This is a genomic window from Bradyrhizobium sp. 197, from assembly GCF_023073375.1.
GTDB lineage: Bacteria > Pseudomonadota > Alphaproteobacteria > Rhizobiales > Xanthobacteraceae > Bradyrhizobium.
The window spans coordinates 63673-87558 of the sequence record NZ_JADPJJ010000004.1 but is presented as its reverse complement, the minus strand read 5'-3'; the positions used below and the strand labels follow the sequence as shown (position 1 = coordinate 87558).

The 23886-nt window shown below is 64.3% G+C and carries 22 protein-coding genes; 10 read left to right on the top strand and 12 right to left on the bottom strand.

Going from position 1 to position 23886, the window contains the following annotated elements:
* Positions 1–65: 65 nt before the first annotated feature.
* From IVB27_RS01280 to IVB27_RS01270, 3 genes are all read left to right on the top strand, one after another.
* Entirely contained in the window at positions 66–2129 is a 2064-nt protein-coding gene (locus IVB27_RS01280; protein WP_247440771.1) for a hypothetical protein, read from the top strand.
* A 150-nt stretch (positions 2130–2279) separates the two neighbouring features.
* A complete protein-coding gene (locus tag IVB27_RS01275) occupies positions 2280–2684 on the top strand; it encodes a DUF2946 domain-containing protein (protein ID WP_247440769.1) in 405 nt (134 codons plus the stop codon).
* 148 nt (positions 2685–2832) lie between these two features.
* On the top strand, positions 2833–5199 hold the full coding sequence (locus tag IVB27_RS01270) for a TonB-dependent receptor (RefSeq protein WP_247440767.1): 2367 nt from the start codon (positions 2833–2835) through the stop codon (positions 5197–5199).
* Positions 5200–5444: 245 nt separating this feature from the next.
* Here IVB27_RS01270 and IVB27_RS01265 read toward each other — a convergent pair whose 3' ends face one another.
* The 5 genes from IVB27_RS01265 to IVB27_RS01245 all read right to left on the bottom strand — a co-directional run bounded on the left by IVB27_RS01265 (position 5445) and on the right by IVB27_RS01245 (position 9514).
* Entirely contained in the window at positions 5445–6602 is a 1158-nt protein-coding gene (locus IVB27_RS01265; protein WP_247440765.1) for a hypothetical protein, read from the bottom strand.
* Positions 6603–6638: 36 nt separating this feature from the next.
* Entirely contained in the window at positions 6639–7340 is a 702-nt protein-coding gene (locus tag IVB27_RS01260) for a methyltransferase domain-containing protein (protein WP_247440763.1), read from the bottom strand.
* A gap of 37 nt (positions 7341–7377) precedes the next feature.
* Positions 7378–7893: a GNAT family N-acetyltransferase gene (locus tag IVB27_RS01255; RefSeq protein ID WP_247440761.1), complete on the bottom strand. Its 516-nt coding sequence runs from the start codon at positions 7891–7893 to the stop codon at positions 7378–7380.
* 122 nt (positions 7894–8015) lie between these two features.
* On the bottom strand, positions 8016–8963 hold the full coding sequence (locus IVB27_RS01250) for a glycosyltransferase family 2 protein (protein WP_247440760.1): 948 nt from the start codon (positions 8961–8963) through the stop codon (positions 8016–8018).
* 59 nt (positions 8964–9022) lie between these two features.
* Complete coding sequence (locus IVB27_RS01245) at positions 9023–9514, bottom strand: NUDIX domain-containing protein (protein WP_247440758.1); 492 nt, start codon at positions 9512–9514, stop codon at positions 9023–9025.
* A gap of 91 nt (positions 9515–9605) precedes the next feature.
* Between IVB27_RS01245 and IVB27_RS01240 the strand changes: the two genes are divergently transcribed.
* Positions 9606–10487 carry a metallophosphoesterase family protein gene (locus tag IVB27_RS01240; RefSeq protein WP_247440756.1) on the top strand — a complete coding sequence of 294 codons (882 nt, stop codon included), beginning with the start codon at positions 9606–9608 and terminating at the stop codon, positions 10485–10487.
* A gap of 31 nt (positions 10488–10518) precedes the next feature.
* Here the strand turns inward: IVB27_RS01240 and IVB27_RS01235 are convergent, their stop codons facing one another.
* From IVB27_RS01235 to IVB27_RS01225, 3 genes are all read right to left on the bottom strand, one after another.
* Positions 10519–11073, bottom strand: coding sequence for a hypothetical protein (locus tag IVB27_RS01235; protein WP_247440755.1), 555 nt, complete (start codon positions 11071–11073; stop codon positions 10519–10521).
* 185 nt (positions 11074–11258) lie between these two features.
* Positions 11259–11465, bottom strand: a complete 207-nt coding sequence (locus tag IVB27_RS01230; protein ID WP_007595122.1) for a DUF4170 domain-containing protein — start codon at positions 11463–11465, stop codon at positions 11259–11261.
* A 30-nt stretch (positions 11466–11495) separates the two neighbouring features.
* Entirely contained in the window at positions 11496–13127 is a 1632-nt protein-coding gene (locus IVB27_RS01225; RefSeq protein ID WP_247440753.1) for an isocitrate lyase, read from the bottom strand.
* Positions 13128–13356: 229 nt separating this feature from the next.
* Here IVB27_RS01225 and IVB27_RS01220 point away from each other — a divergent pair, with 229 nt between their 5' ends.
* Positions 13357–14802: a helix-turn-helix domain-containing protein gene (locus tag IVB27_RS01220; protein ID WP_247440751.1), complete on the top strand. Its 1446-nt coding sequence runs from the start codon at positions 13357–13359 to the stop codon at positions 14800–14802.
* A 139-nt stretch (positions 14803–14941) separates the two neighbouring features.
* On the opposite strand, the gene IVB27_RS01215 is transcribed toward IVB27_RS01220, so the two are convergent.
* Positions 14942–15235, bottom strand: a complete 294-nt coding sequence (locus tag IVB27_RS01215) for an antibiotic biosynthesis monooxygenase (RefSeq protein ID WP_027543691.1) — start codon at positions 15233–15235, stop codon at positions 14942–14944.
* 229 nt (positions 15236–15464) lie between these two features.
* On the opposite strand from IVB27_RS01215, the gene IVB27_RS01210 reads away from it, so the two are divergent.
* Positions 15465–16271, top strand: coding sequence for a hypothetical protein (locus IVB27_RS01210; RefSeq protein ID WP_247440749.1), 807 nt, complete (start codon positions 15465–15467; stop codon positions 16269–16271).
* Between the two features lie 164 nt (positions 16272–16435).
* Entirely contained in the window at positions 16436–16783 is a 348-nt protein-coding gene (locus IVB27_RS01205) for a hypothetical protein (protein WP_247440748.1), read from the top strand.
* A 5-nt stretch (positions 16784–16788) separates the two neighbouring features.
* Here IVB27_RS01205 and IVB27_RS01200 read toward each other — a convergent pair whose 3' ends face one another.
* On the bottom strand, positions 16789–17433 hold the full coding sequence (locus tag IVB27_RS01200; protein WP_247440746.1) for a tetratricopeptide repeat protein: 645 nt from the start codon (positions 17431–17433) through the stop codon (positions 16789–16791).
* A 135-nt stretch (positions 17434–17568) separates the two neighbouring features.
* Complete coding sequence (htpX, locus tag IVB27_RS01195; RefSeq protein ID WP_247440744.1) at positions 17569–18501, bottom strand: zinc metalloprotease HtpX; 933 nt, start codon at positions 18499–18501, stop codon at positions 17569–17571.
* 186 nt (positions 18502–18687) lie between these two features.
* Between htpX and IVB27_RS01190 the strand changes: the two genes are divergently transcribed.
* The 3 genes from IVB27_RS01190 (at position 18688) to IVB27_RS01180 (ending at position 21872) form a co-directional block, all read left to right on the top strand.
* Positions 18688–19989: a lytic murein transglycosylase gene (locus tag IVB27_RS01190; protein WP_247440742.1), complete on the top strand. Its 1302-nt coding sequence runs from the start codon at positions 18688–18690 to the stop codon at positions 19987–19989.
* Positions 19990–20097: 108 nt separating this feature from the next.
* Entirely contained in the window at positions 20098–20601 is a 504-nt protein-coding gene (locus IVB27_RS01185; protein ID WP_247340442.1) for a DUF1993 domain-containing protein, read from the top strand.
* Between the two features lie 170 nt (positions 20602–20771).
* On the top strand, positions 20772–21872 hold the full coding sequence (locus IVB27_RS01180; protein WP_247340445.1) for an alkene reductase: 1101 nt from the start codon (positions 20772–20774) through the stop codon (positions 21870–21872).
* 186 nt (positions 21873–22058) lie between these two features.
* Here IVB27_RS01180 and IVB27_RS01175 read toward each other — a convergent pair whose 3' ends face one another.
* Positions 22059–23801 carry an ABC transporter substrate-binding protein gene (locus IVB27_RS01175; protein WP_247440916.1) on the bottom strand — a complete coding sequence of 581 codons (1743 nt, stop codon included), beginning with the start codon at positions 23799–23801 and terminating at the stop codon, positions 22059–22061.
* Between the last annotated feature and the right edge of the window lie 85 nt (positions 23802–23886).

The window sequence follows — 23886 nt, the reverse complement described above, 5'->3', positions numbered from 1 at the left end:
ATGATCCGGAAAAGTGGGAACCGGTTTTCCGAAGAGGTCATGCTCACAATGAATAGAAGTGCGATATGAATTACGGCATCGCGTTCACACCGCTTGTTCCAGCGATCGTCCTGTGGCTCGCACTGGCCGCGATCGTCGTCATCGCGCTCGTGCTGCTGCTGGCGCGGGCGCGCGGCGCTGCCGTGCGCGTCGCCGCGCTGGTGCTGTTCCTGCTGGCGCTCGCCAATCCCTCCTTCACCCGCGAGGACCGCGATCCCCTCACCTCGGTCGCAGCAGTCGTCGTCGACAAGAGCCCGAGCCAGAACTTCGGCAATCGCAATCGCGAGGCTGCGCAAGCGCAGGAGGCGCTGGTCGACAGCCTGAAGAAGATCAAGGGGCTCGAGGTCCGCGTCGTCGACGCCGGACAGGCCGACGGCGAGACCGACGGCACCAAGCTGTTCGGCGCGCTGGCCTCGGCACTTGCCGACGTGCCGGTCGACCGCGTCGCCGGCGCCTTCCTGATCACCGACGGCCGCGTCCACGACATTCCGGCCAACGCCGCCGGGCTCGGCTTCCAGGCGCCGGTTCACGCGCTGATCACCGGACAGAAAGACGAGCGCGACCGCCGCATCGCGATCCTGGCGGCGCCGCGCTTCGGCATCGTCGGGCAGCCCCAGACCATCACCTACCGCCTCGACGACCAGGGCGTCAGCGGCGAGCGCGCCAAGGTCACGGTCCGCAGGGACGGCGAGGTCATCAACGAGCGCACGCTGGGAAGCGGCCAGGCCGCAAGCGTGGAGGTCGACATCAAGCATGCCGGGCCGAACATCGTCGAGATCGAGGCCTCGCCGCTCGAACGGGAATTGACGCCGGTGAACAACCGCGCCGTCGTCGCCATCGACGGTGTGCGCGACAAGCTGCGCGTGCTGCTGGTCTCGGGCGAGCCGCATTCCGGCGAGCGCACCTGGCGCAATTTGCTCAAGTCCGACGCCAGCGTCGATCTCGTCCACTTCACCATCCTGCGTCCGCCGGAGAAGCAGGACGGCACACCGATCAACGAATTGTCGCTGATCGCGTTTCCGACCCGCGAGCTGTTCCAGCAGAAGATCAACGAATTCCAGTTGATCATCTTCGACCGCTATGCCCGCCAGGGCGTGCTGCCGATCGCCTATTTCGACAACATCGCACGCTACGTTCGCGGCGGCGGCGCGGTGCTGGTCTCGGCCGGCCCCGACTACGCCTCCAACACCAGCATCTGGCGCACGCCGCTGGATTCGGTGCTGCCGGCAGAGCCGGTCGGCGTGACGGAAAAGCCGTTTTACGCGCATCTGTCCGACGTCGGCAAACGCCATCCCGTCACGCGCGGCCTCGAAGGCTCCGCCAGCGAGCCGCCGCACTGGAGCCGCTTCTTCCGCACCGTCGACACCCGCAATTCCGTCAACCCGCCGGTGATGACCGGCGCCGACGGCAAGCCGCTGCTGTTCCTGTCGCGTTTTGGCGAGGGCCGCGTCGCGCTGCTGCTCTCCGACCACATCTGGCTGTGGGCGCGCGGCTATGAAGGCGGCGGCCCGCATCTCGATCTGTTGCGGCGCATGTCGCACTGGCTGATGAAGCAGCCCGATCTGGACGAGGAAGCGCTGCGCCTGCAGGTGCAGGGCAAGAATCTCGTGGTGGTGCGCCAGACCATGGCGGACAGCGTCCAGCCGGTCAGCGTGACCTCGCCGTCGGGCGTGGCGCGCGATCTGACGCTTGCGCCCGGCGATCCCGGCGAATGGCGCGCCAGCCTGCCGGCGAGCGAGCTCGGCCTGTGGCAGGCGACCGACGGCACGCTGAAGGCGCTGATCAATGTCGGCCCGACCAATCCGAAGGAGTTTTCGGAAGTTACCTCGACCACCGAGACTCTCAAGCCGCTGACGCAGGCCACGGGCGGCAACGCCGTGCGCGTGGTTGACGGCGCCAACGTCGAGCTGCCGCGCGTCCTGCCGGTCCGCTCGGCGAGCGTCTTCCATGGCGACGGCTGGATGGGCGTGCGGATGCGCGACGCCAGCGTCGTGAAGGGCGTCGGCGTGCTGCCGATCTTCGCCGGCCTGATCGGGCTGTTGCTGCTGCTCGGCGCCTTTGCCGCGACCTGGGTCCGCGAAGGGCGCTGAACGTCCCGTTGCGCGAACGACACATCAGCAATCCGCCCGAGCGGATCGGTGCGACTGCGGTTGACATCCGCTGACCGATCTGGCGATGTTACATTATAACGTCGCGGGATCAGGGGATGATGCCCCCGCGATGTGGGGTGGCGTTTTCAGATGAAGTGGTTCCGGTCGAATATCAGGCACGGCGCCCGGCTCGCGATCTTCGCGATGCTGGTGCAGTTCGCGCTGACGTTCGGCCACAGCCATTGGTTCGCCCAGGCCGCTCCCCTCGCCCAGGCCTCGCTCCAGCAGACCGACAGCACCAACGGTGTCGCTTCGATCCACCGTGCCGCGGTCGAGAGGCAATCGCCGGCAGGTCCCGACCGGGAGCAGCCGGGCGAGGACAATTGCGCGATCTGCGCATTGGTCGCGATGGCGGGCACCGTCATGTTCGCGGCGCCGCCTGTGCTGCTGCTGCCGCAGGCGATCGAGCTGCTCTATCGCACCACCGACGCTGAATTCAGCCATCTGAAGTCGGCCGGCTCGGCGTTCCAGCCGCGCGCCCCTCCCGCGTCCTGACTCCAGACATCACGTGATCACGTCTGGGCTCGCCGAAATTCGGCGCATGCCCGGGAGCAGTTGAAGTCGAATTCCGTCGCGCAGCGACGGCAGGCCGCCTCCGATCAACACACGAATATGCGGACGGCGCCTGACTGGAATCAGAACCATGTCATTTGAATTGCGGCGCGCGCAGCGCCTTGGCGGAGCAAGCCTGCTCCTGCTCGGCGCCGCCGCCACCCCGGCGCTGGCTCAGGACAAGCCGGCGTCTACCGAAATCCCCGCCGTCACCGTGACGGCTCCGAGCCCCATCGTGCGCAGGGCGGTGGTGCCGACCCGCAACCCGGGCCGCGCCACGCGAACCGCGCGGGCACGCAGCCACGAACGCGCGGCGGTCGCCACGCCGGCAGCCTCCACGCCCGCCGTACCTCAGCAGGGCGTGCTGCCGATCGTGACCAACCAGTTCGCCACCGTCACAGTCGTGCCGAACGAGGAGATCCGCCGCGAAGGCGGCGGTCAGCTCGGCGATCTCCTGTTCTCCAAGCCGGGCATCACCGGCTCGAGCTTCGCGCCCGGCGCCTCCAGCCGGCCGATCATCCGGGGTCTCGACGTCAACCGCGTCGGCATCGTCGAGAACGGCACCAATGCCGGTGGTGCCTCCGACCTCGGCGAGGATCACTTCGTCCCGATTGATCCGCTGGCGACCAACCAGGTCGAGGTGGTGCGCGGGCCGGCCGCGCTGCGCTATGGCTCGACCTCGATCGGTGGCGTCGTCAGCGCCACCAACAACCGGATTCCGGATGCGCTGCCGAACTGCGGTGCCCAGCCGTTCCAGAGTTTCGGCCTGCCGGTCAAGGCGCCGCTCGCCGGCGCCGCGACGTCGCCTTGCGTCACCGCCGAAACGCGCAGCGCGTTCAGCTCGGTCGATCGCGGCGTCGAGAGCGGCGTGCTGCTCGACACCGGGGGCGGCAATTACGCCTTCCATGCTGACGTCTACGGCCGCAACACCACCGATTACAGCATCCCGAGCTACCCGTACCTCGCCGACCAGACGCGCTCCATCGCCAACGGGCGCCAGCCCAATTCGGCGACGCGCTCGGACGGCGGCTCGATCGGCGGCTCCTACTTCTTCCAGGGCGGCTATATCGGTGCGGCGATCACGCAGAACGACGCGCTCTACCACATCCCCGGCATCGACGGCGCCGACCACAACACCCGGATCGACGCTCACCAGACCAAGATCAACGTCAAGGGCGAGTACCATCCCGACGCTGCGGCGATCGAAATCGTTCGCTTCTGGGCCGGCGCGACCGACTACCGGCACAACGAGATCGGCCTTGCCGATCCCGCCGACCCCAACACCGACGGCGTGCGGCAGACCTTCACCAACAAGGAGCAGGAGATCCGCACCGAGGTGCAGCTGATGCCGTTCAACGCCCGTTTTGCCGAGGTGACGACCGCGTTCGGCTTCCAGGCGGGCCACCAGGAGCTGACGGCGCCAAGTCCGGACGATCCGGGCGCGCTGTTCAACGGGTTGTGGGACCCGAACCGAAACTACCGCGTCGCGGGTTACGTCTTCAACGAGTTCAAGTTCAGCGAACAGACCAGGGCGCAAATCGCGGGCCGGATCGAACATGTCGAACTGCACGGGTCCACGCCCGATTTCCCCGCAGACTTCCTGCCCGACGGGTCACCGCAAACAAGCATCGTCCACAATCCGTCGTTCACGCCGAAGAGCGGCAGCATCGGCCTGTTGCAGGACCTGCCGGGCGGCATGGTCGGCAGCATCACCGCACAATATGTCGAGCGCGCGCCGAAGCCGGCCGAATTGTTCTCGCGCGGTGGCCATGATGCGACCGCGACCTTCGACATCGGCAATCCGAACCTCACGATCGAGACCGCGAAGTCCGTCGAAATCGGCTTGCGCAAGGCGACCGGACCGTTCCGGTTCGAGGCGACCGCCTTTTACACGCATTTCGACAATTTCATCTATCGCCGCCTCACCGGCGTGATGTGCGACGGCGACTTTGCCTCCTGCGGCACGCCCGGTGCCGAGCTGAACCTAGCGGTCTATTCGCAGCGGAATGCCAACTTCCGCGGCGGCGAATTCCAGTCGCAGTTCGATGTCGGTGCATTCCAGGGCGGCATCTGGGGCATCGAGAACCAGTTCGACGTCGTGCGTGCCACCTTCACCGACGGCACCAACGTGCCGCGGATTCCGCCGCTGAGACTGGGCGGCGGCGTGTTCTGGCGCGACGACAACTGGCTGATGCGCGTCAATCTGTTGCACGCCTTCGCTCAGAACAACGTCGCTGTGATCGCGGAGACGCCGACACCGGGCTACAATTTGCTGAAGGCCGAGGTCAGCTACAAGACCAAGCTCAACCCGAATGCATTCGGCGCGCGCGAGATGCTGGTCGGCCTCGTCGGCAACAATCTATTGAACGAGAACATCCGCAACTCGGTGTCCTACACCAAGGACGAGGTCTTGATGCCTGGCATCGGCGTCAGGGCGTTCGCCAACTTCAAGTTCTAAAAGGCTGCCTCCACATCGTCATTGCGAGAAGCCTTGCGACGAAGCAATCCAGACTGCCTGTGCGGTAAGATTCTGGATTGCTTCGCTTCCGCCTTCGCTCTCGAGCTTCGGCGGACAAGCCGCTCGCAATGACGGAGTATGAGGCGCGGTCGCAGCGCTTTAACAGCGCCCTAGCCCGGATGGAGCGAAAGCGAACTCCGGGACGATGCATCTGCGACGCCGAAATCGCGACAGCTAGCCTGAGTTCATCGCGCTTTCGCTAAAGTGGCCGCTGCAGGGGCATCCTCTGCCGCTTCCTGGAACAGGACGGCAAACAGCAGGCTCCACAGTGTCAGGAGGGAAATGGGGATCGTGTAATATGGCGTCGCGATCGGATAGGTGAAGAAGAAGGCGAGATTGAGCGCCAGATTGGTCATCGTGAGCTGCGCGACACGGCGAGTGCCATTCGCCTGCCGCAACAGCCAGATCGAGCCTGCAATTCCAATGACGATCAGCAAGGTCTGGAGCGGGTCGGCAAGATAGTCCCGAACCACTGCGAACGAAAAATCCAGCGGCCTGACGTCGGGGTTATTGCCGTAGGTCGACGCGAACGGACTGCCGGCGTTGACGGCGTAAGAGAGGATGGTCGGTATCACGCCGGCCAGCAACGCGACGCCGAACACGGCCCCCTGCAAGAACCGGGACATCGTCCGTTCCGCAAGGAACGCGACGAGGAGAAACATGCCATAGCCGGACGCCAGGAAAAGATTGGCCAATCGGAAATCGACGGTCAATCCGAGCAGGAAACCGATTGGCGCCAGTAGCCAGATCCTCGGTTGGGATCGCGGGCTCGCCAGCCATCGCGCCGTGAGACATCCTGCGAGCGCGCACACGACGACCGTCGGGGCCATCGAGTAGCTCGCCTTGACCGGATTGACCATCAGGTAGATCGCAAGACAGCCGAACGTCCCGGCCATCAGGACCGATCTCGTGCTGCGCGCGAGCGCAAGAGCAAACAGCGCGAAGCCGAGGACGACGATGGTCGCCAGCATGTACATGGGCACGACCTGGTGCCCTGGCGGAAACAACGTCAACACGAGGCCGACACCCGGCGGGTATTGAATGACGACCTTCCCCGTTGCCGGCATCAAATTGTGACAGGGCGCAGCGGTCGCATCGTCCCAGTTCGGGTAGCCGATCTCCTTCAGCTTTGCTTTCAGATAGCCATCGTCGTCGCGGGTGAGGCTGGTGTCGAAGCCCTCCGCGAGACCGAACCTCTGGAAAAGATGCGCCTGCCGCAGGTAGCAGATGTCGTCATAGACGCCACGATCCTCATTCCATCGCAACATCGTCCAGAAATGGCCAACCAGCACCGCGAGAAACAAGACGGCGAAGACGGCTTTGCTGGTATGGATTTTCTTCATCGGGATCATGATGCGGCGGGCGGCGCCGGCGCTGCTTTAGCGGAATGCAAGATAGAGATTGGACGATAGCGGACCGAGCGACAAACCGGTGTAGCCCACGGCCGCGGACTTAGGGACGGAGGACTTGGGGAGGGAGGACTTGGCGACCAGCGCGGCGAACCCCAACAGCCGTTTTCGCGTCATCAGGATCAGGTTCTGCTCGTCGGTCCATTCCGACTTGCCGGCGATCCTGCAGGCGATCCTGAAGGTGCCGTCCAGATAGTGCGCCAGCGGGATGGCCGTGTGGTGCTCGACCGGAAAGTACCTGTTGGGCACCGTGATGAACACCCGCCTCGCAACGCGGCAAAGCTCCTTGACCAGGAGCACCTGTTTTCCGTGGCTGCCGGCATGCTCGAGCACAGCATTGGACGTCGCGACATCGAACGCATTGTCGTCAAACGGCAGCCGTGTATTCGGTTCGATCTGCACGTAACGGCAAAGCGGAAAAGCCGCCTTGAACCCTATTCCTTCGCCAAGCCCGCAAGCCGTGATCCTGTGCTGATGCGGGTAGCTTCTTTCCAGCACGTTTGCGCCGTCGTTGATCACGTCGGAAACACCGACGTCCAGGATCTCGTCCGAGGCAGACGGCTGCATCTGGGCGATGAAATCCTGGAAGATGCGGTCGCGCGCCGCGATCAGCAGCTTTTCCGCCGTGCTCCCGGACGCCACCTCCCGGTAATATTGTTGATCGACCGGCACTGCCCTACCTTCATGTGAGATTCGAAGCGATGGCGCGTCAGGTTCGCGTCTTGCTCCAGTCGGGACCGACCGGCCCCGACACGCCTTCGAACGCGCCCTCGACGAGCTCGACGACGAGGAGCCGGCTGTAATCGACCGGACCCGGCATGGTGACGCGCCCCTTCGGCACCGGCTTGAAGCCGACGCGGCTGTAATAGGGCTCGTCGCCGACCAGCAGCACCAGGCGATGGCCCTGCGCCTTGGCGTCCTTCAGCGCGCGCTCGAGCAGCAGCCGGCCGACGCCGCGGCCGCGGAACGGAGGCTCGACCGTCAGGGGCCCGAGCAGCAGTGCAGGCGTGTCGCCGACGCAAACCGGCAATTGCCGTACGGATCCGACCAGCAACGTACCGACGCGGGCGGTGAAGGATAGATCGAGCACGTGATCCACATGCTCGCGAATGCGGTACGCGCTGAGCACGAAGCGGCCCGGTCCGAAGGTGCGTTCGTGCAGCCGCTCGATCGCCTGAGCATCGCCGGCGGCTTCCGACCGGATGGTGAGAGAGAGATCGTTCATCGCGTCACGGCATCTTCAGGCGGGAGTCATCGGTTCGCGTCGGAAAACGCGTCAGGCGGCGTCGGCGGGATATCACCTTGGAGGGCAACGGTCCATGGGATTGCGCCTGCCCCCGGAGGTTTTCAGTTCCTCCCGAGCGGCGGGTGGGACAGGTAGGCGAGCATCTTCATTTCCCGCCGGCCGCGCGTCACGGTGTCGAGCACGAGCCCCGACGAAGCCGAAAGCAGCGCCATGATCATCAGGCCCATGGAGAGCACGGCGGTCGGCAGGCGCGGTACGAGACCGGTCTCGAGAAAGGTGATCACGACGGGCACTCCGAAAGCGATCGACAGCAGCGCGAGGACGATGCCGATCGCCGAAAAGAAGCGCAGCGGCCGCTCCGACCGGTTGAGCTTCAGCATCGTGTTGAAGATACGCAACCCATCCTGCCAAGTATTGAGCTTGGAGAAGGAGCCTTCCGGGCGCGCATAATACGGCGTCTCGACCTCGGCAACCGGTAGCGACAATTCCAGCGCATAGACCGCAAACTCGGTCTCGATCTCGAAACCGCCGGACAGGACGGGGAAGGATTTGACGAACCGGCGCGAGAACACGCGGTAACCGGACAGGATGTCCGTGAAGGCGTGGCCGAAGGTCGAAGCCAGGAAACCGGTGAACAGCCGGTTGCCGATGCGATGACCGCGCCGGTAGGCCGCCTGCGATTGATCGACACGCAGACCCACAACCATATCCAGATGATCATCGAGGAGCTGGTCGATCATGCGCGACGCGCTCGGCGCGTCGTAGGTCGCATCGCCATCGACGAGCACGTAGATGTCGGCCTCAATGTCCGCGAACATGCGGCGCACGACATGGCCTTTGCCTTGGCGCCGTTCGCTGCGCACGATTGCTCCGGCCTCGCGCGCGATCGCCGCGGTGCGGTCGGTCGAGTTGTTGTCGTACACGTAGACCTCGGCCGCAGGCAGTGCCTTGCGGAAATCGGCGACGACCGTCGCAACGGCGGCTTCCTCATTGTAGCAGGGAACCAGCACGGCGACCCGGAATGGCCATGACCTCGTCGATTCAGACAATCTTCATCCCTCGTCCATGCGCCGAGACCGCAGGCGCGGTTTACTAGCACAGGCAGCCATCATCGCCACGTCGCAATCTGCGGCCTGTCGTGAAGGACTTCCGCGATCCGCAACCGCGTGCCGGGCGTGGTCCCCTCGGGCAGCGCCGTGACGGCGAAGAACCCGCATTCGGCGATCTCGCGGTTGGGCTGCGGCAGGCGATCCTGCTTGAACTGCCTGACAACGTAGACCGCGACATGATCGCGGCGGGAGACGTGGCTGTTGAGGAAGATGCCGTGCAGCACGGCGGCGCCGGTGAGATCGATATCCCCCTCTTCCTTGAGCTCGCGCCGCATCGCCTGCTCCATGGTCTCGCCGAGATCGACGCCGCCGCCGGGCAGATACCAGCCCGTGACGTAGCTGTGCCTGACCAGGAACACCCTGCTCTCGGCATCCAGCACCACGGCGCGAACGCCGAGCGTCATGCCGCGGACGAGCAGGAAATAGGCGTGGAAGATTCGCCGCAGCAGCGGCTCGAATATCCGTCGGACGCTATTGAGACGATCTCCCATCAGGCTCCCGTGGCGCCCCGTTCAGGCTTCGCTTGCGCGTTGCCTGCGACCTTGCCATTACAGCGGACGAATAGCGAGGCAATCGCGCTCCATGGCCCCCTTCACGCTCGCCCATCTGTCCGACCCGCATCTGCCGCAGTTGCCGAAGCCGCGGTTGATCGAGCTCGCCGGCAAGCGCGCGCTCGGCTATATCAACTGGACGCGCAACCGTCACAAATACCAGCGCCGCGAGGTGCTCGACGCACTCGTCGCCGACGTGAAGGCGCAAGGTCCCGACCACATCGCGGTCACAGGCGATCTCGTCAATCTCGCGCTGGAAGCCGAATTCGCGCCGGCGCGGGCCTGGCTCGACGGCGTCGGCCCGCCCGACCGCGTCACCACGATTCCCGGCAATCACGACGCCTATGTCCGCGCCACCTCGCATCGTTTCGGCGAGACCTTCGCGCCCTATCTTGCGGGCGACGACGGCCGTATCGGCTTTCCTTCCGTGCGCCGGCGCGGGCCGCTCGCGCTGATCAGCCTGTCCACGGCGGTGCCCACCTTGCCGCTGATGGCGACGGGCACGCTCGGACGCGATCAGCTCGCGGCCCTCGAAGAGGTGCTCGAACGGCTTGCAGCCGAGGACGTCTTTCGCGTGCTGCTGGTGCATCATCCGTTGAAGTCCGGCGCGCGCCACAAGCGGATGACTGACTCCGCCGCGCTGCTGGCGCTTTTGAAACGCCACGGGGTCGAGCTGATCCTGCACGGGCACGACCACATTCATTCGACGATGTGGTTCGAGGGCCCCAACGGCAACATTCCCGCGATCGGCGCGCCGTCGGCCTCCGCGCTCGCGCACGGGCACACCCCGGCCGCGGCTTATAATCTGTTCACGATCGAGAAGGATAATGCCGGCTGGCGATGCGAGCAGGCGGTGCGGAGCCTGGGGGCTGGGCTTCAGATCGTACAGATGAAGCATGTCAGGTTGATTTGAGGCCACGCCGTCATTGCGACGGAGGAGAAATTCACAAGTTTCGCAGGGCCGCCAGCACGGCAACCCCGAACAGCGCGGCGGCGCCGAGCACAAATCCGAACACGAACGGCCAGACGCGCGACCGGCGCGGCGGCGGCGCGACCTCGGGCTTCGGCTCAGGCGGGACCACCATCGCATGCTCGCGCTCGATCATGCGGCGGGCGACGTAATCAGTCACGGCCTCGACGATGACAGTGGTGTCGTGGGATTCGGCGAGCACGATGCGGCCGAAGCGGGTGTCCTGCACGAAGCGGTACATCCGCTTGTCGCGGCCCATCACGATGTGCGCGACGACGTCGATCCAGAGTCTCGGCGTATCGCCCTGGCTGATGCCGCGGTCGAACAGGTCGATCCGCTCGGGCACCTGCGCGAACAGGGGATCGAGCGCGTCGTTGAGGATCTCGAGCCTTGCCACTTCGGCATCGCGCAGATCGACGACGACGCCGGTCCGGTCGGCGGCCTCGATCCGCGCCCGCAACAGCGCATCGCGCAGCCGCACCGGGCGTGGCTGGCCGGGGTGGATCCCGCTGGTTTCGGGCTCTGACATTGTCGGCCTCGTCCTGACTTCCTTCCATTAACCTATCAGCAACCAATGTGTCCGCAAAGGCCCCACAATTCCAGTTACTTACGGCGCCCACAGGCCGTTCACCTGTGCCAAAAACAGACGATCCCACCCGGCTTGCGCCGGATGGGACCATCCGTCCTTGGACGTCTTCTTATCAGTTCAGATTGTCAGGCCGAAACCCGCGACGGCTCTTCCACGATCGAGAAGCGAACGCCGGCCTTGTGGCGGTTCTCTTCCGAAACCGAGCGCCAGGCGTCCTCGGCCTCCTTGCGGGTCTTGAACGGACCCTGCACCTGGGCCGAACCTTCCACCAGCTTGTGGAAGTTCATCGAACCGAACTCGCCGCCGATCACCCAGAAATTGCTGTTGGTCATTGTCAGTCTCCTGTCGAATAGCGTGATGCGTTAGCCGAACTGGTTCATCGTGTTGTGGGCACCGCCCGCCTTCAGGGCAGCCTCGCCGGCGAAGTATTCCTTGTGGTCGTCGCCGATGTCGGAGCCGGCCATGTTCTGATGCTTGGCGCAGGCGATACCCTGACGGATCTCGGCGCGCTGGACGTTCTTGACATAGCCGAGCATGCCCTGGTCGCCGAAATACTCCTTCGCCAGATTGTCGGTCGAGAGCGCCGCCGTATGGTAGGTCGGCAACGTGATCAGATGGTGGAAGATGCCGGCGCGCTTGGCCGAATCCGCCTGGAAGGTGCGGATGCGCTCGTCGGCTTCCTTCGCCAGCGGCGTATCGTCGTATTCCTGCTTCATCAGCTCGGCACGATTGTACTTGCTGACGTCCTTGCCGGCCTCCTTCATCGCGTCGTAGACCTGCCAACGGAAGTTGAGCGTCCAGTTGAACGACGGCGAGTTGTTGTAGGCCAGCTTGGCGTTTGGAACGACCTTGCGGATCCGATCGACCATCTTGGCGATCTGCTCGATATGCGGCTTCTCGGTCTCGATCCACAGCAGGTCCGCACCATTCTGCAGCGAGGTGATGCTGTCGAGCACGCAGCGGTCTTCGCCGGTGCCCGGGCGGAACTGATAGAGATTGGAGGGCAGCCGCTTCGGACGCATCATCTTGCCGTTGCGGTTGATGATGACGTCGCCGTTGCGGGCGTTCTCCGCCGTTACTTCCTCGCAATCCAGGAAGCTGTTGTACTGGTCGCCGAGGTCGCCGGGCTTGTGGCTGACGGCGATCTGCTGCGTCAGGCCGGCACCGAGCGAGTCGGTGCGGGTCACGACGACACCGTCTTCGACGCCGAGCTCGAGGAAGGCGTGGCGGCAGGCGCGGATCTTCGCCAGGAACACCTCGTGCGGCACGGTGACCTTGCCGTCCTGATGGCCGCACTGCTTCTCGTCCGAGACCTGGTTCTCGATCTGGAGCGCGCAGGCACCCGCCTCGATCATCTTCTTGGCGAGCAGATAGGTCGCCTCGGCATTGCCGAAGCCGGCGTCGATGTCGGCGATGACGGGCACGACATGGGTCTTGAAGTTGTCGATCTTCTCGATCAGCGCCTTTTCCTTCGCCTTGTCGCCTTCCTTGCGGGCGGTATCCAGACTGCGGAAGATGTCGTTCAGTTCGCGCGAATCGGCCTGACGCAGGAAGGTGTAGAGCTCTTCGATCAGCGCCGGCACCGAGGTCTTCTCGTGCATCGACTGGTCGGGCAGCGGACCGAACTCGGAGCGCAGCGCCGCGATCATCCAGCCGGACAGGTACAAATAGGTGCGATCGGTCTTGCCAAAGTGCTTCTTGACCGAGATCAGCTTCTGCTGGGCGATGAAGCCGTGCCAGCAGCCCAGCGACTGAGTGTACTTGGTCGGGTCGCCGTCATAGGCGGCCATGTCGGCTCGCATCAGCGCCGCGGTGTAGCGGGCAACGTCGAGGCCGGTCTTGAAGCGATTCTGCAGGCGCATGCGGGCGACGGCTTCGGCCGACACACCGTTCCAGGTCGGCTGGGTCTCGAGGAGCGACTGGGCCGCCTCGATCTCGCTCTGATACGAGGCCGGGCGCTGGAGGGTGGTGATGCCGCGGGGCTGGTAGTTCATGTGCCTGATCCTTTCGCTGACGACGGCGATTTCTGCCATCGACATTCTTGACAATGCATTGCGAGATGCGTGTCAGAAGCTAAACGCGAGAAAGCTCAGGTCGTACAGAGGCCTTGTATTTGAATGGTGATGTCATGTAACATCGGAACATGTAATAGATGTTTTTTTGTAAATTTTGTAAAGGATATAGGTCAATCAAACTGTCCTTGATGCCTCGGGAGACCTGAAAATGCCCGCCGGTTCCAGCAAGAAGCTCTTCGTCGGCCCGCGCTTTCGGCGGATCCGGCAGCAATTGGGGCTGTCGCAGACCCAGATGGCCGAGGGGCTCGGGATCTCGCCGAGCTATGTCAACCTGATCGAGCGCAACCAGCGTCCAGTGACCGCGCAGATCCTGCTGCGGCTGGCCGAGACCTATGACCTCGACCTGCGCGACCTCGCCACCGCCGACGAGGATCGCTTTTTCGCCGAGCTCAACGAGATCTTCTCCGACCCGCTGTTCCGCCAGATCGACGTTCCCAAGCAGGAACTGCGCGATCTCGCCGAACTCTGCCCCGGCGTCACCCATGCGCTGCAGCGGCTATACGCCGCCTATACCGAGGCGCGCCAGGGCGAGACCCTGGCCGCGGCGCAAATGGCCGACCGTGACGTCGGCACGCGCTATGAGGCCAATCCGGTCGAACGCGTCCGCGAGCTTATCGAGGCCAACCGCAACTATTTTCCGGAACTCGAGCAAGCCGCGGAAACTCTGCGCGACGAACTGAACGTGCCGGCCGAAGAGCTTTATGCGGCGCTCGCCGCGCGACTGCGCGAGAAGCATTCGATCCAGACCCGCATCATGCCGGTGGACGTGATGCGCGAGACGCTGCGGCGCTTCGACCGCCATCGCCGCCAGCTCCTGATCTCCGAACTGGTCGACGCGCCCGGCCGCGCGTTCCAGCTCGCCTTCCAGCTCGGCTTGAGCGAATGCGCGCAGCAACTGGAGACCATCATCGGCCGCGCCGGCCCGCTCGACGACACACCGCGCCGCCTGTTCCGCATCACGCTCGGCAACTACTTTGCGGCCGCCGTGATGACGCCCTACCCGCCGTTCCTCGCCGCGGCGGAAGCGCTGAACTACGACATCCATCTGCTGGCGCAGCGCTTCAATTCCGGTTTCGAGCAGGTCTGCCATCGACTCACCACCCTGCAGCGGCCGAACGCGCGCGGCATTCCCTTCTTCCTGCTGCGCGTCGACAATGCCGGCAACGTCTCGAAGCGCTTCTCCTCCGGCACATTCCCGTTCTCGAAATTCGGCGGCACCTGTCCGCTGTGGAACGTGCACTCGACCTTTGACACCCCGGATCGCCTGCTCAAGCAGGTGATCGAGCTGTCCGACGGTACGCGTTATTTCTCGATCGCGCAGATGGTGCGCCGTCCCGTCGCGCCGCACCCGCTGCCGCAGCCGCGCTTCGCCATCGGCCTCGGCTGCGAGATCCGTCACGCCGCGCGCCTCGTCTATGCCGCCGGCATCGATCTGGAGAAAACAGAGGGCACGCCGATCGGCGTCAACTGCCGCCTCTGCGAGCGCGAAAACTGCGCTCAGCGCGCGGAGCCGCCGATCACGCGCACGCTGATCCTGGACGAGACGACGCGGCGGGTGTCGAGTTTCGCGTTCTCGAATGCGAGGGAGCTGTGAAGCACACCGCTGTCATGCCCCGCGAAGGCGGGGCATCCAGTACGCCGCGGCCTATCGGTTCAATCGCTGCTGTCTCGGAGTACTGGATCGCCCGGTCAAGCCGGGCGATGACAGTTGAATGCGCGGCTGCACCCAAGTCCTACGCCAGCGTATGCACGATCACCGGCCCCGCGGCGGCGCGGGCGTCGCCTGCAAGCAGCGGGCCGAGATCCTTCTCGATCCAGGCGATCGCGCGCCGGTTCGCCTCCTCCGCCTGTTCGAACTTGTCGAAGATCGAGATCGCGGTCACCGTGTCGTCGCCGGCATAGACGACGTAATAGGCGCGGAAACCGTCGACGTCGCTGATGATCGGAACGGCGCCGTCCTTGATGCGGCGCGCCAGCTCTTCCGCGCTCCCGCTTTTCGCCTTGGCCTGACGGATGGCGGCATACATGGCATCCTCCTACCGGCTGTCTTGATCTACGGGCCCGGTGCCCGCACCGCATGCTACGCCGAACCGTGCGGGCGATCCACGGTTGGTTAACCCGGCACTAATCCACTTCCGCGATCTGCAACCAACGGTTAAGCACGCCTCAACATCGGTGCCTTAGTCTCGCCCCACTCACTTTTCGCAAACAACGATGGCTTAGTCTGCCGCGTAAAGTGACATCAGGGGGTTTATCATGCGCATTGCGCTGCTGCTGACCGCGACCATTGTCGGCGCGCTCATGGCCAATCCATCCAATGCCGGACCGCTCGATGCGTCCGCCGGCGCGGCGCAAGCGTTGCCGCCGGGTTTCCAGAGCTACCGCGGCTACATGTTCGACATCTCGGAGAATTCCGACCGCAAGGATGTCGACAAGCTCACCGAGAATCTGAAGAGCCAGATCGACGTGGTCGAGGGTGCCGGCCTCTCGCCGCGCGTCCTGCGCTTCTTCCGCACCGTCCCGATCATTGCGAGCGAGCTCGCCTGCCTCGACGACGGCGCCGCGACTGCCTGTTACGGCCGGGTCGCCCCGAACGTCGAGCGCCGCGTGCCGCGAACGCTCACTGTTTGGGACCATGCCACGCAGCGCTGGACCAATCCCAATGCGGTCGACCTCGCGGTCGATTCGGGCCTCGGCGTAATCATGCTGCGGCCCGACATGATGCGTTACGAGAAGGAGGCCGTGCTGCTGCACGAACTCCTGCACGCCTATCACGCGCGGCTGTTGCCGGACGGCTACGCCAACAAGGGCGTGATCGGCTATTACGCCTACGCCAAGTCCAAGGACCTCCTGCCCAAGGAAGCCTATGCGATGAAGAATCACATGGAATTCTTTGCGGTGACCGCCAGCATCTTCCTGGCCGGGAAGAGCGAATTCCACGACCCGAAGTCGCGCGAGACGCTCAAGGAGAAGATGCCGGACTATTACAAATATCTGGTCGGCGTGTTCGGCTTCGACCCAGATCCGGCAGCGTCGAGCGGCCCGGTCGCCTCGCTGAAGTAACGCGGAAAGCGCCAAACCAAGCCAAAGAGCCGCGCGAAATGCGCGGCTTTTTTGTTTTGTAAACCGGAAGCTGCGGATGACTCCCGGCGGGGAATTGCCAAGGCGGGGCCCGATCTGCATAGTCCCGCCCGCATCGATACTGTTTTCGAAGAGGATAGAACAACATGGCGGACGCCGACCTGGATGTCGTGATCCGGCAACTGGCCAGACAGCTGCATACGGGCCTGATGACCCGCGCCAAGGAGCGGCGGGATCGCTTCAATGGCCTTGCGGCCAAGGCCAAGAGCAAGGAGACCGGCAATCGCTTCAAGATAATGGCGAAGGCCACCATGGAGCAGGCCACCACCGCCGCCAAGCGCCTGCAGATGTCCGCCGACAATGTCGCCGACAGCTACGCACGGTCGATGCGGATTGCCGCCAGCACGCCGGTCGCAGTAAAGGTGGAGAAGAAAGCCGCCAAGGAAAAGCCTGTGAAGAAGGCGAAGAAGGCCAAAGCCAGGAAGTCGAAGTAAGCTACTCACCGTCTTGGTGCGGCCACTTCGGTGGGCTCGGCGCTCGCGAGTTCGGCGAGTTTTGCGCGCGCCGCATCGCGAGTGTGGGCATCATCCTTGCCGGCGGGCAGCGCCAGCGTGGCCTCGAAATCGGCGCGCGCCTCATCCGCCCGGCCGCGGGCGAGGAATGCGAGGCCGCGGGCGAGCCGGGCCTGCGCATCCGAGGGGTCGAGGCGGACCGCGGTGTTGTAGCTCAGGATCGCGCGATCGAGATCGCCGGTGGCGGCGAGCGCGAGACCGCGCTGGTGATAGGGCGCGGCGAGCCTCGGATCATGCGCGATCGCCTCGTCGTAATCCTCGATGGCAAGTTCGAAATCGCCGTTCTGCCGGCGCGCCAGAGCGCGTTCGCGATAGAGCGAGGCGCGGTTGGGATTGAGGTGGATGGCCTCGTCGAAATCCGCGATCGCCCGCCGCCAGTCGCCATGGCGCAGCGCGATCCGCCCGCGCCCCTCATAGGCAAAGGCGATCAGCGATCCCCGCAGCGGCGAGAAGCCGATCACCGCCGAGCAGATGTCGGGATCGTCCTCGTCCCCGCAATTGACGACCGTGTGCGTGGACAGGCCAATGAGCACGCCCAGGACGATCAGCAATGGTACTGCAGCTTTGGTCATCTTCGACCGTGGCAGGCAGTGGGCCGGCCACGCATCCCCTTTCGAAGGAACAGTTTCGCGAAGGTGTTAACACCGGCTGGGACCAGCCTGTGTGCGTCAGGTCACAAAGCATGCAAATTCCCAGCCGCGTCCGCATCAGCCCCAAGGGCCGCGTGAAGAGGAGCGACCCCACGGACCCCGCGGCGGATAGTTCTCGTTGGCGCCGATCGACGGCGACGCCTGAGCGCCAAGCTCGGCTGCGAGTTGCTGAAGCGCCGCGATACGATTTTGCGTCGACGGATGGGTGGCGAACAGATTGTCCACGCCGTGGCCCGACAGCGGATTGATGATGAACATATGCGCGGTGGCGGGATTTCGCTCCGCCTCGAGGTTCGGGACCTGATGCGCAGCGTCTTCGATCTTCACCAGCGCCGATGCGAGCCAAATCGGCTGACCGGCGATGCGTGCGCCGAGATTGTCCGCGGCGTATTCGCGCGTACGACTGATCGCCATCTGCACCAGCATGGCCCCGATCGGAGCGAGGATCATCATCAGGATCGAGCCGACGATGCCCGGGCCGTTGTTGTCGCGGTTGCCTCCGAAGAACATGCCGAACTGCGCCAGCATCGAGATCGCACCGGCAATGGTCGCGGTAACAGTCATCAGCAGCGTGTCGTGATGCTTGATATGGGCGAGCTCGTGCGCGATCACGCCGGCGAGCTCCTCGCGGCTGAGCTGCTGCATCAACCCGGTGGTGACCGCAACCGCGGCATTCTCGGGATTGCGCCCGGTGGCAAACGCGTTGGGCTGCGGCTCGTCCATCAGGAACACGCGCGGCATCGGCAAGCCGGCGCGGCGCGCAAGCTCGGCGACGAGCCCGACCAGCTCCGGCGCGCTGCTGCGGTCGACCTCATGAGCCCCGTATATGCTCAGCACCATGCGGTCCGAGTTCCAGTAGGTGAAGAGATTGGTCGCCGCGGCAATGACGAGCGCAATCATGGCGCCGCCAGCACCGCCGATCAGATAGCCGACGCCCATGAACAGGGCGGTGAGGCCTGCGAGCAGCATTGCGGTACGAAGATAGTTCATGGCCCTCTCCCGGGTCCGGTCGCCGCCGCTGAAGGCGTTGCAGGCCGGCAAGCATGAGGTAGGGACGACCCCGCCCCACCCGCAAGGTTTCCAGGTGCGTCGCGGAGCCGCGGCACTGGTTTGAGCCCGATCATTCCATTAAACTTCGTCAAGAATCCAAGCGTCTCCTCCCCTTGCGGAAACCCCATGCCCCAGACCCGAATTGCGATCGCGGCCACCGCTCTGCTCACACTCGCCTTTCCCGCCTCCGCACAGTTCGCGCCACCGCCCGCAAAGCCAGCGGCCCCCAGGGCCACTGCGCCCTCCCCACGCGCGGCGTCGTGCCACAATGGCGCGAACTTCGATCACTTCCTGGCTGACGTAAAACAGCAGGCGGTGGCGGCCGGCGTGTCGCAGCGAACGATGGCGCAGGCCTCGCCCTACCTCGTCTACGACCAGGGCATCGTCAATCGCGACCGCGGCCAGCGCGTGTTCGGCCAGCTCTTCACTGAATTTGCCGGCCGCATGGCCGCGCCCTATCGCATGCAGAACGGCCAGCAGCACATCAAGCGACATGCGGCCGCGTTCGCGCGCGCCGAAAAGGAATACGGCGTGCCGCCGGCGGTGATCGCCGCGTTCTGGGGACTGGAGAGCGATTTCGGCGTCAACATGGGAAATCTGCCGACACTGAAATCGCTGGTGTCGCTGGCCTATGACTGCCGCCGCTCAGAGATGTTCGTGAACGAGACCATCGCCGCGCTGAAGATTATCGACCGCGGTGATCTCACACCCGACGAGATGATCGGCTCCTGGGCCGGCGAACTCGGTCAGACCCAATTCCTGCCAGTGCATTACGTCAACTATGCCGTCGACTATGACGGCGACGGACGGCGCGATCTCCTCCGCAGCGAAGACGACGTGATCGGCTCGACCGCGAACTACATCGCCAACGGATTGAAGTGGCGGCGCGGCGAGCCGTGGCTGGAGGAGATCAAGGTGCCGCAAAACCTGCCGTGGGATCAGACCGATCTCACCGTGCAGCAGCCGCGCGCGAAATGGGCGCAGCTGGGGGTGACCTATCCCGACGGCAGGCCGCTGCCGAGCGACAATCTCGCGGCCTCCGTGCTGCTGCCGATGGGACGCAACGGGCCGGCCTTCATGGCGTATCCGAATTTCGCGGCCTATACCGAGTGGAATAACTCGCTGATCTATTCGACCACCGCGGGCTATCTCGCCTCGCGCATTGCGGGCGCAGCACCGATGCGCAAGCCGACCACACCGGTCGCGCAGCTGCCGTTCAACGAGCTCAAGCAATTGCAGCAGCTTCTGGTCCAGGCCGGCTTCAATGTCGGCAAGGTCGACGGCGTGCTGGGCCAGCAGAGCCGCGCCGCAGTGAAGGCGATGCAGGTCAAATACGGTCTGCCGGCCGATTCCTGGCCGACCTCCGAGCTTTTGGCCCGGATGCGCGGTGGCACGGCACAGGCGCAGCCTGCGGCGATGGCACGGTAGAATTTTCGCACCGCACAAGCGGCTCCCGCGATTGTATTTTTCCATGATGGCCCCATGTGAGTGGCTCAGGTTTCTCCTGAGATTCCCCACCACAAGAGCGAGCATCACATGTCCTTTCACGACGCCGTCGTCCCCGCCTATTTGCAAATGCTGAACAGCCTGACCGGCCTGCTCACGAAAGCCGAGGCGCACTGCGCGGCCAAGAAGGTCGACCCGAGCGTCCTGCTGGGCTCCCGGCTGTTTCCGGACATGCTGCCGCTGTCGAAGCAGATCCAGCTCGTCAGCGATTTCGCCTCCAAGGGCTGCGCCCGGCTGACCCATAGCGAAGTGCCCTCCACAGCAGACACCGAGACCAGCTTTGCCGAATTGAAGCAGCGCCTGGCGAAGACCATCGACTATGTGAAATCGTTCAAGCCCGAGCAGTTCGAGGGCGCCGACACCAAGGACGTCACCTTCCCGGCCGGCCCCGACAAATCCATCACCATGAAGGGCCAGCAATTCCTGAGCGCGTTCTCGCTGCCGAACTTCTATTTCCACGCCGCAACTGCCCACGGCCTTCTGCGCCACGCCGGCGTCGAGATCGGCAAGCGCGATTTCCTCGGCGCGAATTAAGTTATGGCCCGCGGCAGCGGAATTCCGCTGTCGCGGCCGAAACTGCATACGAATTGTGCTACGCGGGCCTTGCTGCGTAGCTCGCCTGCACTTTCCGTATGGCTCCTCCCTTGCGCTGATTGCCGCGATGCACAAGTGTTGCAGACCTTTCACCGCCTGGAAGCATTCCCATGAGCCGTTCGACCAAATTGTTTGACACCTACAAGCTCGGCCCGATCACGCTTGCGAACCGTTTCGTGATGGCACCGCTGACGCGTAACCGCGCCGTTCCCGGCACGTTCGTGCCCGGTGCGCTCGCCGCCGACTATTACGGCCAACGCGCCTCCGCAGGGCTTCTGATCACCGAAGCGAGCCAGGTCTCGCAGCAGGGCCAGGGCTACCAGGACACACCCGGCATCTACTCCAGGGACCAGGCCGCCGGCTGGCGCAAGGTCACCGATCAAGTCCACGAGCGCGGCGGCAAGGTCTTCATCCAGCTCTGGCATGTCGGCCGCATCTCGCATGTCGATCTCCAGGCCAATGGCGCAGCCCCGGTAGCGCCGAGCGCGATCCGCGCCAAGGGCAAGACTTTCGTGAACGGTACCTTCGCCGACGTCTCCGAGCCCCGCGCGCTCGAGCTCGCCGAAATTCCCGGGATCATCGACGATTTCAAGCGCGCCACGAAGAATGCGCTCGAAGCCGGCTTCGACGGCGTCGAGATCCACGGCGCCAACGGCTATCTGCTCGAGCAGTTCGCCAAGGACGGCACCAACAAGCGTACCGACGCCTATGGCGGCTCCATCGAGAACCGCGCGCGGCTGATGCTGGAAGTATCCAAGGCCGTCGTGGCCGAGGCTGGCCCCGAGCGCACCGGCATTCGCGTCTCGCCGGTAACACCGGCCAACGATATCTCGGACTCGAACCCGCAAGCCTTGTACGACCATATCGTCGACGGTCTCAGCGCGCTCAAGCTCGTCTATCTCCACGTCGTCGAAGGCGCCACCGGCGGTCCGCGCGACATCGCGCCGTTCGACTATGCGGGCCTGCGCAAGCGCTTCGCCGGCGCTTACGTCGCCAACAACGGCTATGATTTCGCCCTCGCCGCCAAGGTGCTGGAGGCGAACGCGGCCGATCTCATCGCCTTCGGCAAGCCGTTCATCTCCAATCCCGACCTGGTCGAGCGGCTGAAGCAGGGCGCTCCGCTGAACGACTGGGACAAGAACACGTTCTACGGCGGCGGTGCGAAGGGGTACACGGATTACCCGGCGCTGACGACTGAACCGGCGGAGTAGGGCGTCGTCGTCGCTCCATCCTCCGTCATTGCGAGGAGCAACGCGACGAAGCAATCCAGACTACCTCCGTGGAAAGACTCTGGATTGCTTCGCTCGCTCGCAATGACGGTGTGGAGCAAAATCCACGACAACAAAAAGAAAAAGGCCGGGATTGCTCCCGGCCTTTCGTCGTTACGTTGATGTGCCTTACTTCGCTTCCGCGCGCTTCGGGGGCTGTGCCGGCCACGACTTGATCAGGGTGTCGTAGTCGACCGTCTCGCCCTTCGGCTTCTCGTTGGCGAGCTTGCGCTGGGGAGCAATCGTGCCGTCCTTCTGGGCCTTTGCGAACCAGTATTCGGCCGTTTCCTTCTTGTGCAGCTTCGGACCGCAGGCGCCCTGCACGCCGGACTTCTCCAGACGCTCCATCACGGAGTCCTGGGCGGCGGCAAGCGAGTCCATCGCGGCTTGCGGCGTCTTCGCACCGGACGACGCATCGCCGATGTTCTGCCACCACAGCTGCGCCAGCTTCGGATAGTCGGGCACGTTGTTGCCGGTCGGGGTCCACTGCACGCGCGCGGGCGAGCGGTAGAACTCGATCAGGCCGCCGAGCTTCGGCGCACGCTCCGTGAACGACTTGTCCCAAATGTCGGATTCACGAATGAACGTGAGACCGACATGGCTCTTCTTCAGCGACACCGTCTTGGAGATGATGAACTGGAGATAGAGCCAGGCTGCCTTGCGGCGATCCGCCGGGGTCGACTTGAGAAGCGTCACGGAGCCGGCGTCCTGATAGCCGAGCTTCATGCCTTCCTTCCAGTACGAACCGTGCGGCGACGGAGCCATACGCCACTTCGGCGTACCGTCCGCGTTCATCACGGCGATGCCCGGCTTCACCATGTCGGCGGTGAAAGCGGTGTACCAGAACATCTGCTGGGCGATGTTGCCCTGCGCCGGCACCGGACCCGACTCGGAGAAGGTCATGCCCTGCGCTTGCGGCGGAGCATACTTCTTCATCCACTCGAGGTACTTGGTGATCGAGTAGACCGCGGCCGGGCCGTTGGTGTCGCCACCACGCTCGACCGAGGAGCCCACCGGACGGCAGCCTTCCATGCGGATGCCCCATTCGTCGACCGGGAGACCGTTCGGAATGCCCTTGTCGCCGTTACCGGCCATCGACAGCCAGGCGTCGGTGAACCGCCAACCAAGCGACGGGTCCTTCTTGCCATAGTCCATATGGCCGTAAACCTTGACGCCGTTGATCTCCTTGATGTCGTTCGTGAAGAACTCGGCGATGTCCTCGTAGGCGGACCAGTTCACGGGCACGCCGAGCTCGTAGCCATACTTGGCCTTGAACTTGGCCTTGTAGTCGGCGTTGGTGAACCAGTCGTAGCGGAACCAGTAGAGGTTCGCGAACTGCTGGTCGGGCAGCTGATAGAGCTTGCCATCCGGGGCCGTGCCGAACGACTTGCCGATGAAGTCGTTGACGTCCAGCTGGGGATCGGTGACGTCCTTGCCCTCGCCGGTCATGTAGTCCGACAGCGCGATGGTTTGGCCGTAGCGGAAGTGCGTGCCGATCAGGTCGGAGTCGTTGATCCAGCCGTCGTACACGTTCTTGCCGGACTGCATCTGGGTCTGCAGCTTCTCGACGACGTCACCTTCCTGGATGATGTCGTGCTTGAGCTTGATGCCGGTGAGTTCGGAGAACGCCTTCGCCAGCGTCTGCGACTCGTATTCGTGGGTCGTGATGGTCTCGGAGACGACATTGATCTCCATGCCCTTGAAGGGCTCGGCCGCCTTGACGAACCACTCAAGCTCCTTCTTCTGCTCGTCCTTCGACAGCGTCGAGGGCTGGAATTCCGCGATCCATTTCTGGATTGCGGCATCGTCGGCAGCGCGCACCGGCGCCGAGACGGCCAACGACACCGCGACGATGGCGGCGACGCTGGACATCGTCAGAAAGCTATTCTTGGTCAATGGACGTTCCCTTCTCCTAAACTGCCGCATGTTGTTCCTCCGTTGCAGCGACAAACTTTCT